Below are 14,044 nucleotides of genomic sequence, written 5' to 3'. Positions count from 1 at the left end.
ATAATTGTAATGTTTTATAGTGCCTGTAGAGCATTGGGTGGATTATAGGACAATGGTTGATTTATAATAGGATTAACTAAAACTATAAGTCATCTTACAACATTTGTTGAGAAAGCGTGTTGGAAGAATGAACAAGAAAACGTATTCGGCTGGTATTATGGCTCAAGCCTTTTGGTTTAATGAATTTAAGCAATATCTCAATTTGGTTAAAAACGGATATAATACCGACGAGATAAAAAAGACAGTTATAAAAGAAAATCTCTTTGGCGCTCCCAATGAGTATAGAGCTAAAAGAATGTATGGTTATATTTCTAATAGAGTAAGTGTTATAGAGGAAGATTTGGCAAAAATTTTTTACTCGTCTGATCTTGCTACTCAAAAACTTATCAATCTAATAGCAGTGATTCGTAAGGATAGGCTATTTTTTGAGTTCCTTTATGAGGTATATAGAGAAAAAATCATTGTTGGTGAGGAAACACTTGCATTAGCTGACGGAAAAACATTCTTTAATCATAAAGAATCACAAGATGACTCTCTTGCCGAATGGAAGGATACTACAAAACGAAGGGTACAATCAGCGTACTACAATTTTATGACAGAAGCTAATCTGTTAAGAAGTGAGGGAAAGAAGAATTATATTATTACACCTCCGCTTCTTGACATTGCATTAGAACGATACTTGCAAGCTCACGGAGAAGCAGCGATAGTTAAAGCGATTACTGGAGAATACTGATATGAGCAATTTAAATGACCGTTTGGATTCAGCCGAGAATAAAATCAAAGAGCCTAAATTCAGAGAAAACCGAGGTTTAGGCAATGAGGTAGGATACTATATTTTTGACTACCCTGCCGAGGACGAATTGTATGTCAGAGAACGTATCAATTACATTCAGAAACGCAATGAGAACAGCGGTGACGAGTATAAGATAGTCATATTTGATTTGTATGATATTATGATAGAGATACTCCAAAACAAGAAGTATTTGGAAAAGTGTTACTCCATTGAACAGAAAAAAGGCTTTCAAAAAGTAAGCAGTGCTGTTGCAAATCTGATGAAAGTCAACTCAACAGATGGATTGATTGTCAAATATATCAAGGAGCATACGCCTGATAAGGCTATTGTTTTTATCACCGGTATCGGAAAATGCTATCCTATCATTCGCTCACACACCGTCCTGAATAATTTGAATTTGGTGATTGACAAAGTACCCGTTGTGCTTTTCTATCCGGGTAAGTACGACGGACAAGAATTGATTTTATTCAACGAGATCAAAGACGATAACTATTATCGGGCTTTCAAATTGGTGTAAAAGCAGGAGGACACTATGATTATTAGGGACATTTTTAAAAAATCAATTGAGCGTGACCTCAAAGGCGTTATTAAGGTCGGTCAGGCAGAAGAAGAAAATATCAAGCAAGAGCTTGAAGAATATGTAGTTACCAAAGAACTGCAAAAGCATTTTGCCACATTCTTTGATCATTATAAGAAAGGAATCAATGGCAGAACGGACAAGATGGGCGTGTGGATTTCAGGTTTCTTTGGAAGCGGTAAATCTCACTTTCTGAAAATAATCTCCTACATATTGGAGAACAAGACAGTTGACGGCATTCCTGCTATTGAATACTTTGAGCGAGATAAGAAGATAGCAGACAGCATGGTGCTTGCCGATATGAAGCTCGCCGCCAATACTCCCTCTACCGTTATTCTGTTTAACATCGATTCCAAAAGCGAAAGCACCGGTAAAAAGGATAAGGAAGCAATCCTGTCCGTATTCTTAAAGGTGTTCAATGAAAAGCTCGGCTTTTGCGGTGCATATCCTCACGTTGCCGATTTGGAACGCAGACTGACCGATGAAGGTAAATACGAAGAGTTTCAAGCAAAGTTTGAAGAAATCAGCGGTGATTCTTGGCTTGAAGAACGCACAGCGATCGACTTCGTTCAGGATGAACTCGTAGAAGCACTGACAGCTATCGGCTTTATGAGCGAGGACGCTGCACGGAATTGGTGTGAAAAGGCTACCGAACCTTATGCTCTCAGCATTGACCGTTTTGCGGAGCTTATCAAAAAGTATATCGACGGTAAAGGCAAGAACCATCACCTGATTTTCCTTGTTGACGAAATCGGGCAGTATGTTGGCGATGACACTGATCTTATGCTCAACTTGCAGACCGTTACAGAGGATTTGGGTACAGTCTGCGGCGGCAAAGCTTGGGTAATCGTTACGAGCCAACAGGACATTGATTCTATCACAAAGGTTAAAGGTCGTGACTTCTCAAAGATTCAGGGACGTTTTGATACCCGCCTTTCGCTGTCGTCTGCTGATGTTGCCGAGGTTATCCGCAAGAGAATACTCGACAAAAATAAAACAGGAAGATCCTCTTTGACCCTCCTTTACGATGATAAGGCTACAGTCATAAAAAACCTGATTCTTTTTAATGATGATGTTGAAAAAAAGCTCTATCGCAACAGAGATGATTTTGCTAATACCTATCCGTTTGTGCCTTATCAGTTTAATCTGTTGGGCTCTGTCCTGACTGCTGTGCGTACATATGGTGCTTCGGGCAAACACCTTGCTGACGGCGAGCGTTCTATGCTGGCGTTGTTTAAAGAAAGCGCGGCAAATATTAAGCATAAAGAATTGGGAGCTGTTGTGCCGTTCTATATGTTTTACAGCGCATTAGAGGAATTTATTGACCATTCACACAGAGGAGTTATCACAAAGGCGCTCAATAACGAGAAGCTAAATCCCGACCACAAAACGGATTGCTTTGATGTAAATGTACTCAAAGCGCTGTTTATGATTAAGTATGTCAAGGAAATCAAGGCTACTGTCGAAAACATTACAAGCCTTATGGTATCCGACATCAACGAAGATAGAATAGAATTGCAGCAGAAGGTTGAAACAGCCTTAAAGCGTCTTATCAAACAAACGCTTGTACAGAAAAGCACAGGCGAAACCTATGTATTCCTTACCAACGAAGAGCAGGAAATTAACCGCGCTGTAGGAAATCAGAATGTTGAGCAAGGTGAGATTACAGCAAAGGTATCCGAGCTGATTTTTGAAGGCTTATTCAACGAAAACAAATACCGTGCGCCGGAGCTTAGAGGACGTTATTCCTACGGCTTCAATCGTTTTGTAGATAACAGACCGCACAAGGCTAATCAAAACTTTGCCTTAACCTTGAAAGTCTTAACGCCGAACAGCGACGAAATATCGGACGAAACTACTCTCCGTATGATTTCGGGACAAAGCACCAGTGTTTTGGTTGTGCTGCCCGACGACAGTGCTTTTCTTGACGAAATAAAAATATCTATCCAGATTGAAAAATACTTAACTTCCGAATCAGGCAAAACTGCCACTAAGTATGAGCAGATTAAAGCTGATAAGCGTGTTGAACTCCGCGAACATAAGGAACAGTCAAAAGTATTCCTTGAAGAAGCGCTTAAAGCCGCCGACATCTATGTCAACGGCGATAAGATTCAGCCGTCGGCTAAAGATGTATCCGCTCGTTTCAATGAAGCGTTAGGCAAACTTGCTTCGGCTGTTTACAGCAAGCTCAGCTATATTGATACTCCCACTTCGGACAGCGACATCAGAGCTATATTCCGTGACAACGGACAGCAGCTCACGCTCGGAGGGACAAGCACAGAGATCAACAAGCTCGCATTGAACGATGTTGCCGACTATATCGCCCGCAATTCTTTACGTCACGTTAAAACCTCAATGAAAACTCTTATGGATCGCTTTATGGCTCCGCCATACGGCTTTATTGAAGCTGACGTACAATGGTTAGTTGCCAAGCTGTTCAAGGATGGCGAGATTGCGTTCTATGTAAATAATGAAATGGTATCGCTTATTTCCAAATCTGCGGACGAGCTTTATCGCTACGTTACCCGTAAGGAGTTTTTGGAAAAGCTGATGACCGAAAAGCGTGTCAAAGCTAACGAGAAGCAGAAAAAGGCTGTCCGTGCCGTAATGAAGGATTTGCTCAAATACACCTCTCCCAGCGATGACGACGATACAATAATGAACGATTTTATGAATCGTGCAAAAGGGCTTAAAAACGACCTTGAATTACTTGAAAAGGACTACAATAATCAGCCCTTGTATCCTTGCAGAAAGACTATCGTAAACGGTAAGAAGCTCCTTATTGAAGTTTTGGATTGCAAATACCCGACAGAGTTTTTCGCAACAGTAGATTCCTATTGCGATGATTTCCTTGACTTTGCCGAGGACTATGAGCCTATCAAAAAATTCTTTGCAGGCGAACAAGTCAAGATTTGGGATAATGCTATCAAGTTGATGAAGATCTACGACGAAAGCAAGACCTACATTGTTGACAGCGAGGTTGAATCAGCCGTTTCCTCAATCAAGGCGATTATCCACAAGGATAATCCTTTCAGCGATATTTATAAGCTGCCTGACCTGATCGATAAATTCCGCAAGGCGTATGCAAAACTCGTTAAGGCAGAGCAAGAGCCTGTGCTTGAAGCCATCAACGAAGCCCGTACACGAGTTTTTGATGAGCTGAATAAAACACACTGTAAGGACAAATTCTCTAATAGAGTAATCAGAGCCTTTGACGAGATTCACGAGAAGGCTACTCACTGCAATAATGTTGCTACTCTTAAAAGCATTCGCTATGAAGCGGAAGCATTAAAAATGCGATTTCTCACCGAAATCCAAACCGAAGAAAACAAAATCCTCGCCCAGCTCGCAGCGGAACAAGCGGCACAGAAGGCAACCGAAGCAACTTCAACGGAAGCTCCTGTCGCTCCTGCTCCAAAGCTGAAGAAGCGCAAGAGCATTAACATCAAGTCCCTTAATTCACAGGCGACATGGCAGATTGAGAGCAAAGAGGATATTCAGCGCTATTTGCAGGAGCTTGAAAGCAAGCTCAACAGCGCATTGGAAGAAGATACGATAATCAATATTGAATTCTAAATAGATAGCGGAGGAAGCTCAGATGAATAAGACAGCGATAAAAAACTTTGCTATATGGGCGAGAAACAAGCTGAGAGCCGACATTATTTTGAAAGCCGGTTTGCTCGGCGTTACCGAAAAGGAGATTGCCAATCCGTTACCGCAGTCCACGGACGACTTGCAGTTATTTGATATTGGCACAAGCCAGCCTGTTCGCTTGGAGGGTAAGACCGCCATCGAGCAGAGGAGATCCCTTGTCGCTGCTATTAAAGCGAAACAGCTCAAACACGCCGAAGCGTTTGACGCTGTGATCGAGGAGGTTGCCTACACTTGGTTTAACCGCCTGATCGCCGTGCGCTTTATGGAAGTCAACGACTATCTGCCCGGTCGTGTCCGTGTGCTTTCCTCTGAGAATCCTGCAAAGGCAGAGCCGGACTTCGTTACCAATCCCTTTGATACCGACCTTGACTTTACCGAGGACGAGATCGACCTGATCGACAACCTCAAAGACCGCAATAAGAGCGACGAGCTGTTTCAATTTCTGTTTATCAGGCAATGCAACAAGCTAAATGAGATACTCCCCGAACTCTTTGAAAAAACAAATGATTATACAGAGCTGCTCCTAAACGTATCCTTTACCGACAAGGACGGCGTAGTATATCACCTTGTACACGATATTTCCGAGGACGATTTCAATATTGAAAAGCAAGGTCAGGTTGAGATTATCGGCTGGCTGTATCAGTATTACAATACCGAGCCGAAGGACAAGGTGTTTGGTCGTCCTTCCGGTCAAAAGATACGCAAAGAGGATGTTCCTGCGGCAACCCAGCTTTTTACTCCTGATTGGATCGTCCGCTATATGGTAGAAAACTCCCTCGGACGAATCGCTATCCATAATCTGAAATACGGCGATTGGGACGACACCGAGAGAGCAAAGATTGATACTTTCAAATCTAAGTGGAAGTATTATCTGGAAGAAGCGGAGCAGAGTCAGGAAATTATAGACCGCTTCCGTATTGAAGAAAGCCATAAGTACAACAAGGGCGACGTACCGCCGTATGTAGATTCCACTTTCCTTGATCCTTGTATGGGAAGCGGACATATCCTCGTGTACGCCTTTGATGTGTTTATGGACATCTATACAGCGCAGGGCTACACTGAGCGTGACGCTGCACAGCGCATTGTTGAAAAGAATCTGTACGGTTTGGAGCTTGACGACCGTGCTACCCAGCTTGCATACTTTGCCGTAATGATGAAGGCTCGCTCCTATGACCGCCGTTTCTTTACGCGTGGCATCCGTCCTAATCTATGCTCCATTCAGGAGAGCAACAGCTTAAACAGCGAGGATTTAGAGCTTTTCGGCGATTTGATGCCTGCCGCACAGCGTCTTGCAGATGAATACTATGACGCGAAGGAATACGGCAGTATTCTCAACCCCAATATCGCCAAGGCAGAATTTGAAAAGGTAAAAGAAAAGTATTTTGAAATCGAGCAAGCCTACTTTGACAATATTTTTGACACCAACAAAAGAAAAGGCTTGCACAAGCTGTTTCCTGCGTTAATCAGACAGACAGAGATCATGCTAAAAAAATACGAAGTTGTCTGTACTAATCCGCCGTATATGGGTGGAAGTGGTATGAGCGCAAAGTTAAACGCTTTTGTCAAAAAGCACTATCCCAATAGCAAATCTGATTTGTTCTCAACTTTTATTGAAAAAGGAAATAATTGGGTTGTTCGTGATGGTTACAATTCAATGGTAACAATGCAAAGTTGGATGTTCCTTTCCAGCTTTGAAAAAATGCGCCAAAATATTTTAGCTACAAAAACCATTGTAGATTTAATGCATATGGAAAATATGGTAATGGGCATTGCCTTTGGTACAGCGGTTACTGTATTCAAAAACAATCGCATTCCAAATTATAAAGGTACATATACACATATTACATTGAAAGACATTATAAAAGATGAAGAAACCGGACTCAACCGACCAAAGGTATTCCCAAATTTTGAAAATCGTTATGCAGAGGTTAGTACTGACGACTTCTCCAAAATCCCCGGCTCACCAATTGCTTACTGGGTAAGCCAAAGTATCATTGATGTCTTTAGGAATGATACTTTAGGGAGTTTAGCTTATCCTTGTCAGGGAATGGCAACAACGAATAATGATAGATTTTTGCGTGTTTGGTCTGAAGTTGATATTGGTAAAGTGTTATTCAATGGTACATCTGAAGAAGATACTTGCAAAGGCTATAAGTGGTTTCCATATAATAAAGGTGGGAGTTTTAGAAAATGGTTTGGTAATAATACTCTTTTGGTCAACTTTGAGAATAAAGGAAAGGATGTATGTGATTATATTGATTCACATTCAAATGTGAATCATAAAGGAAGGGTTATCAATAGAGATTGCTATTTTAAAGAATGCTTTACTTGGAGTGCTTTATCACAAGGCAATTTTTCTTGCAGATATAGTCCGGTTGGATTTATTTTTGACACAAAAGGTTCATCGTGCTTTTGTAAGAATGGTAATCTGTATTATTATATGGCATTGACTAACTCAGTTGTAAACAATGAAATGATGAAAATTCTGGCACCTACATTAGATTTTAATTGTGGTACAATAGCTAAAATTCCCGTTGTTTATGATAGCGTTCGTAAAATCGAAATGGAAAAGATTGTAGAAGAAAACATTAAAATATGTAAAGATGAATGGGATTCTTTTGAAACCTCTTGGGATTTCAAAAAGCATCCGTTTCTATCATATTTTTTGTTCTCGCCACAACAAGTACAACGGGAAGAAAGCAACGGTTATCTGATTGAAAACACACTTGAAGAAGCCTATCATCGTTGGGAAAGGGAATGTGACGAGCGATTCAGTCAATTAAAAACCAACGAAGAAGAACTCAACCGCATATTCATTGACATCTACGGATTGCAGGACGAGCTGACGCCCGAAGTTGCGGACAAGGACGTAACCGTCCGCAAGGCTGATTTGCAGCGTGATATGCGTAGCTTTATTTCCTATGCCGTCGGTTGTATGTTTGGACGCTATTCTCTTGATAATGATGGTTTAGCATATGCCGGCGGAGAATGGAACAGCGAGAAGTATACGAGTTATTTTCCCGATGGTGATAACTGTATTCCGATCACCGACACTCCGTATTTTGATGATGACATTGTAGGTCGTTTCTGCGAGTTTGTAAAGGTGGCTTTTGGAATTAATAAGCTTGAGGAAAATCTTGCTTTTATTGCTAAGGCTCTCGGCAACAAAGGCAATACCAGCCGTGATATAATCCGCAACTACTTCCTCAATGACTTTTTCAAAGACCATTGCAAGATATATCAGAAGCGCCCGATCTATTGGCTTTTTGACAGCGGAAAGCAAAACGGCTTTAAGGCGCTTGTCTATATGCACCGTTGGAACGCCGACACCATCGGCAATATGCGTGTAGAATACCTGCACCGTATCCAACGTACCTACGAAAAAGAGATTGAGCGTGAGCAGGATACCATCGACAACACGACCAACAACCGTGACCGTGCTGCCGCCGCAAAGCGCAAGGAAAAGCTCCAAAAGCAGCTCAAGGAAACCAAAGAATACGATGCAAAGGTAGCTCACCTTGCCCTCTCCCGCCCCGACATAGACCTCGACGACGGCGTAAAGGTCAACTACGAAAAGGTGCAGACCGCACAGGACGGAAAGAAATTACAGATTTTAGCGAAGATTTGAGGAGAATAATGAAAAAGCCTAAAAAGATAATCAAAGTAAAGTGTAAAAAAAAGAACGAAAAACAGCATGAATACGATTATGACACACTTTATGACTATATTTGTGATTTTTCAAAAATAAAATACCAACACGAAAGAGACAGAGAAGACTCGATAATTCGACAAGCAAGTAATATGCAAACAGCTTTTTCTTTTGTTATAATTGCTTTATTTACAATAGCACCTGTAATTGTCCAAAACCGTGGAGTGTTATCTTTTATCTTTCTGTTAATAGCATTTTCTTCTGTTGCAATAGTATTGATGTTATGCTTAGTGTTTGCAACAATTGCACAACACAGAAAGAAACAAGCAACATTGCCTACAGCAGAAGAACACACACAATTTATAGAAGATAATAAGGATAGCTTTGTTACGCAAGCACAACGCAGTAAGTATATGGCTAAAACATATGAAGAATTAGAAAAATCATTGCATAGCAATAATGGGAAAAGAATAAAATACGTAAGACTGTCTATGTTGTTTTTTTACATTTCTATTGCTTTATGCTTTATATGGTTTTTTATAGCAATTTGTAAAATGGTATAAGGAGAATAATACTATGAAAAAAATACATAACTTACCATTGCATAATGATGGTGAACCAGAGATAGTGCAGCCACCGATACAATTAGAGATAAACAGCGCAGAAGGCAAGGAAAACCCCATTATTGTTCCGGATCCTCCTACAAGAGTTGATATTTACACCTTAAATGAAGACGATGAATAACTGAAAAAAGTTAGTGAAGAATTATGGCTGAATTAAATCTAAAACAAATAACAGATAAGCTAAACTCTCAGCTAAAAGGCGACGTCCGCAAGCTCGTATTTTGGTACGATGAAAACGGCGAGTTTGCCGAGGATATTGACACGCTGGAGCTTAGTAACGCAAAAGTCCTGCACTTGGAAAAGGATAATCAATTCTTTATCAAGCACTTTCTGGAGTGCGAGGATACTACTACGCATTACCTTGTGTATGCTCCTTTTCCAAAGCCGGATATAAAGGAGAACCATTTGGAAGATACCCTGCGTTATTCCAAGCGTTTCTACGCTGACCGTGCTTCCCTTATTACTCTGGACTTGGGCTTTGACGAAAAGCTCAAGGACGTATTTCAGGAGTATAAAAAATTCTTTGCAGGTAATAAGCACAGACAGAAGTTTTACGACCTTGAAATTGAAGCGACTACGAAGGCTGATATTGAGATCGGCATCATGAGCGTTATCTGCAAGCTCAAAACCTCTAACTTTGAGGAGGTTGTCAGAGCTATTCTGACAGAGGACGGCTTTGACGATAACAAGTACCTCGCTGAGTTTGAGAGATACGGCGTTGATAAGGCTTTCTGGGAACAGGCTAACGAGCATTTCGGTTACTCTGATCCGAAGCCTACTCTTGAAAAGTTTACTATGACGTTGTTTGTTACATACCTTTCCAAAACGGTTTACGGCGAGTTGCCGCAGCCGTGGAAATCTTTTGTTGCGTATAAGTCCACAAATAACGTTACAGTCTATCTCGATAACCTGATGAACAGCTACCTCTACGGCAAGCGTTTTGATGAAATCTCTGATATAGTGTATAACGCTCTGAACGCAGACAAGGTGCTGCGCAAAATGGAGCCTGCCGATATTGTGGATTGTCACCTCTTTGCCGGTATAGACAGAATCCTCATTGATTGGCTGATTGAACGCCTTGAAAACGAGGACACAGCCGCAAAGCTGAACGGCAAGAGTATTACTGAGATTTGTATCAACCGCCGCAGAAATCATTTCGGCAACAAGGTGAGCGCCGAGTATTATGTGATTGAAAACGCTTGGCATTTGCTCTCTTACGGCGTATATGTGCCTGTTTCGGGTGTTCAAAACATTGTCCGAAAGTATCAGGAAGAACTTTACGAAGCGGATCGCCGTTACAGATATTTCTACTTCCACTATGATAAGGTTGAAGATACGAGGAAATTTGAGAATCTGCGTCAGCTCGTAGAGAATGTATATACCAACGATTATCTGAATAACATTTGTGTTAATTGGAATCGTGAGCTGAAAGCCGCAGACGGCGATACTCGTTTGACAAAACAGATTAACTTCTTTGATAGATATATCCGTTACGCAAAGGAGAGAACGGTAGTTATTATCTCTGACGCTTTGCGCTACGAGGTCGGATACAGCCTGTTCCGCAAGCTCAAATCCGACGAGAAATGCAAGGTGAAGATTGAGCCTATGCAGAGTGTTTTGCCATCTTACACACGTTTGGGTATGGCTGCGCTGCTGCCGCATAGGACGCTGGAATTGACAGACGATTTTGAAGTCCTCGTTGACGGTAAGGGCTGCAACGATACAGCACACAGAGAACCGATATTACAATCATACAAACAAAACAGCCGTTGCGTACAGTACGACGACCTAAAAAATATGAATCAGACACAGCTCCGAGAAGTGTTTACTAATCAGGATGTTGTGTACGTCTATCATAATCAGATTGACGCTCGTGGGGACAAACTCAATACCGAGAATGAAGTATTTACAGCTTGCGAAGAAGCGATTGAGGAAATCTCCGCTTTAATAAGAAGATTAACAACCTGCGCCAACACAGTACACTTTATCGTTACGGCGGATCACGGCTTCATTTACAAACGTGATAACCTTACCGAAAGCGATAAAATCGGAAACATAACAGGCTCAAAAGTATATAAGGCGAAGCGTTATGTTGTTGCAAAGAAAGCGGTTGAAGCCGATGGTGTTGAGAGCCTGCCGCTTGCCGACATATTACAGAACGACGACGATAAGATAGTCAGCTTCCCGATGGCAAGCGATATTTTCAAAGCACAGGGCGGCGGTATAAACTTCGTACACGGCGGTAGCTCTCCACAGGAAATGCTGATCCCTCTCATTGATGTCAGAACAGAGAAAGGGCATAAAGAAACGACCAGCGCTGTCATTTCGCTCGTGAGCCTGAGTAATAAGATTACCAATCTTATTTTCTCGCTTGACTTTATTCAGAATGAGCCTGTTGGAAGTGTGGTCAAGGAAACGACCTACCGAATTTGCTTTGTCAACGAAAATGGCGAAAAGATTTCAAATGAGATTATCCATACGGCTGACAACAAGAGTACGGAAGCTGCCAACAGAATATTCAAGCTGAGATTTAATCTCAGAAACAGACCGTACAACCGCAGCGATAAGTATTACCTGTTGATCGTAGATGATAAGAAGGATTTAGAAGTATTGCGCCAAGAGGTTATGATTGACATAGCCTTTGCCGATGACTTCGGATTTTAAGAGGTGCAGTTATGAGCGACAATATAGATAGAATAAATGCGGATGACGCGAACGAAGCCATCAACAGAAAGCTAAAACAAACCTTTGACGGTAGAATCGTCCGTAAAGACCTGACAAAGAAAATCAAGGAAGGCGCAAATGTGCCTGTCTATGTTCTTGAGTTTTTGCTTGGTCAGTATTGCAGCTCTGACGATGAGTTTGTCATAGATGAAGGTTTGAATACCGTTAAAAGAATTCTGACGGATAACTATGTGCGTCCCGACGAAGCACAAAAGATTATGTCGCTTCTTCGTCAGCGCGGCAGCTACACGGTTATCGACAAACTGACTGTGCATCTGAACATCAAGAACGATAAATACGAAGCGGAGTTTATGAACCTCGGATTAAAAAACATCCCGATTCCTGAAGATTACCCCTCTGAGTTTGACCGTTTGTTGTGTGGCGGTATTTGGTGCATTGTCGGACTTGAATATGAATACAACGAGGGGGAAAGAGATGTTCCTCCGGTAAAAATCCGCAAACTCACTCCGGTTCAAATGCCGCATATCGACATTAAGGAGCTTAAGGAAGGTCGTAAGGCATTTACAAAGGACGAATGGATTTCGATCATGCTCCGTTCAACCGGAATGGAACCCGACCGATTGAAGGAACGTGAGAAATGGCTGTTACTCGCCCGTATGATTCCGCTTGTTGAAAACAATTTTAATTTATGTGAGCTTGGCCCGAGAAGCACGGGAAAGTCACACATCTACAAAGAAGTATCACCGAACAGTATTCTTGTTTCGGGCGGACAAACAACTGTAGCCAATCTGTTCTATAATATGGGTCGCAAGCAGGTCGGACTTGTCGGCGTGTGGGATTGTGTCGCATTTGACGAGGTAGCAGGTATTCGCTTTAAAGATAAAGACGGCGTTCAGATAATGAAAGATTATATGAACTCCGGTTCCTTCGCCAGAGGAAAAGACGAGATTTCCGCTTCTGCTTCAATGGCGTTTGTCGGAAATATCAATCAGAGCGTTGAAGTCCTTTTGAAAACGTCAAGCCTGTTTGCTCCGTTTCCTCCCGAAATGGGATTAGATACAGCTTTCCTTGACCGTATGCACTGTTATGTCCCCGGCTGGGAAATACCAAAATTCAGACCTGAACACTTTACTAATGACTATGGATTCATCACGGACTATCTTGCTGAGTTTATTCGTGAGCTGCGTAAGGAACAGTACGGCGATGCCTTAGATAAGTATTTCCGCTTGGGTACAAACCTCAATCAAAGAGATACCGTAGCGGTCAGAAAGATTGTCGGCGGTATGATTAAGCTGATCTATCCTGATGGAGATTTTACAAAAGAACAGGTTGAGGAAATCCTGATTTTTGCACTTGAAATGCGCCGCAGAGTAAAAGAACAGCTCAAAAAGCTCGGCGGTATGGAGTTTTACGATGTAAACTTCTCATACATTGATAACGATACCTTTGAGGAGCATTATGTCTCCGTTCCAGAACAAGGCGGCGGTAAGCTGATTCCCGAAGGAATGGGCAACCCCGGACAGATTTATACAGTTGCCCCTTCAAAATCAGGAATGATAGGCGTTTTCCGTCTTGAGTCACAAATGATGCCGGGCAACGGAAAACTTGAAAGAACGGGTATCGGCAGTAATTCAGACAGCAAAGAAGCTGTTAATACAGCGTTTAACTATCTTAAGGCGAATTCTAACAGAATTAGTGCCAACATAAGCACAACAACCAAGAATTATATTGTCAACTATCAGGATTTACAAGGTATCGGAATGACAGATAAGCTGACGCTGCCGACCTTGATTGCTCTTTGTTCTGTTGCTCTCGGAAAACCTGCCGTAAGCAGTTTGGCAGTTCTTGGAGATATAAGTATTGCAGGAACGCTTATAAAAGGCGAAAGCCTTGCAAGCACGCTTCAGGTTTGCCTTGATAGCGGAGCAAAGAAGGTCTTGCTTCCGATAACTTCGGCTGCGGATTTGAGTACAGTTCCCGCAGAGTTGATCGGTTGTTTTAATCTTATTTTCTATCAAACACCCGAAGATGCTGTATTTAAGGCGTTAGGTGTAGAATAAATC

8 protein-coding genes are annotated in these 14,044 nt (G+C 41.8%); all 8 read left to right on the top strand.

Going from position 1 to position 14,044, the window contains the following annotated elements; genetic code table 11:
- Positions 1–127: 127 nt before the first annotated feature.
- Genes KQI64_RS02445 through brxL form a run of 8 tightly spaced genes read left to right on the top strand, consistent with a single transcriptional unit; the run spans position 128 to position 14,041 of the window.
- Positions 128–733: a DUF1819 family protein gene (locus KQI64_RS02445; protein WP_216523177.1), complete on the top strand. Its 606-nt coding sequence runs from the start codon at positions 128–130 to the stop codon at positions 731–733.
- Position 734: 1 nt separating this feature from the next.
- The gene (locus KQI64_RS02440; RefSeq protein ID WP_216523176.1) at positions 735–1,310 is read left to right on the top strand and encodes a DUF1788 domain-containing protein; all 576 of its coding nucleotides are present in this window, start codon (positions 735–737) and stop codon (positions 1,308–1,310) included.
- 15 nt (positions 1,311–1,325) lie between these two features.
- The gene (gene brxC, locus KQI64_RS02435; RefSeq protein ID WP_216523175.1) at positions 1,326–4,946 is read left to right on the top strand and encodes a BREX system P-loop protein BrxC; all 3,621 of its coding nucleotides are present in this window, start codon (positions 1,326–1,328) and stop codon (positions 4,944–4,946) included.
- 22 nt (positions 4,947–4,968) lie between these two features.
- Entirely contained in the window at positions 4,969–8,652 is a 3,684-nt protein-coding gene (pglX, locus tag KQI64_RS02430) for a BREX-1 system adenine-specific DNA-methyltransferase PglX (RefSeq protein ID WP_216523174.1), read from the top strand.
- 8 nt (positions 8,653–8,660) lie between these two features.
- Positions 8,661–9,236, top strand: a complete 576-nt coding sequence (locus tag KQI64_RS02425; protein ID WP_216523173.1) for a hypothetical protein — start codon at positions 8,661–8,663, stop codon at positions 9,234–9,236.
- A gap of 13 nt (positions 9,237–9,249) precedes the next feature.
- On the top strand, positions 9,250–9,417 hold the full coding sequence (locus KQI64_RS02420) for a hypothetical protein (RefSeq protein ID WP_216523172.1): 168 nt from the start codon (positions 9,250–9,252) through the stop codon (positions 9,415–9,417).
- 23 nt (positions 9,418–9,440) lie between these two features.
- On the top strand, positions 9,441–11,960 hold the full coding sequence (pglZ, locus tag KQI64_RS02415) for a BREX-1 system phosphatase PglZ type A (protein WP_216523171.1): 2,520 nt from the start codon (positions 9,441–9,443) through the stop codon (positions 11,958–11,960).
- A gap of 11 nt (positions 11,961–11,971) precedes the next feature.
- A complete protein-coding gene (brxL, locus tag KQI64_RS02410; RefSeq protein ID WP_216523170.1) occupies positions 11,972–14,041 on the top strand; it encodes a protease Lon-related BREX system protein BrxL in 2,070 nt (689 codons plus the stop codon).
- Positions 14,042–14,044 lie beyond the last annotated feature (3 nt).

Source organism: Lachnoclostridium sp. MSJ-17 (assembly GCF_018918205.1).
In the GTDB taxonomy this organism is placed as follows: domain Bacteria; phylum Bacillota; class Clostridia; order Oscillospirales; family Acutalibacteraceae; genus Ruminococcoides.
This window is presented reverse-complemented; position numbering and strand designations above follow the sequence as displayed.

Coding starts and splice junctions, on each gene's coding strand:
- KQI64_RS02445 (WP_216523177.1), top strand. CDS start 128: ATGAACAAGAAAACGTATTCGGCTGGTATTATGGCTCAAGCCTTTTGG.
- KQI64_RS02440 (WP_216523176.1), top strand. CDS start 735: ATGAGCAATTTAAATGACCGTTTGGATTCAGCCGAGAATAAAATCAAA.
- brxC (WP_216523175.1), top strand. CDS start 1,326: ATGATTATTAGGGACATTTTTAAAAAATCAATTGAGCGTGACCTCAAA.
- pglX (WP_216523174.1), top strand. CDS start 4,969: ATGAATAAGACAGCGATAAAAAACTTTGCTATATGGGCGAGAAACAAG.
- KQI64_RS02425 (WP_216523173.1), top strand. CDS start 8,661: ATGAAAAAGCCTAAAAAGATAATCAAAGTAAAGTGTAAAAAAAAGAAC.
- KQI64_RS02420 (WP_216523172.1), top strand. CDS start 9,250: ATGAAAAAAATACATAACTTACCATTGCATAATGATGGTGAACCAGAG.
- pglZ (WP_216523171.1), top strand. CDS start 9,441: ATGGCTGAATTAAATCTAAAACAAATAACAGATAAGCTAAACTCTCAG.
- brxL (WP_216523170.1), top strand. CDS start 11,972: ATGAGCGACAATATAGATAGAATAAATGCGGATGACGCGAACGAAGCC.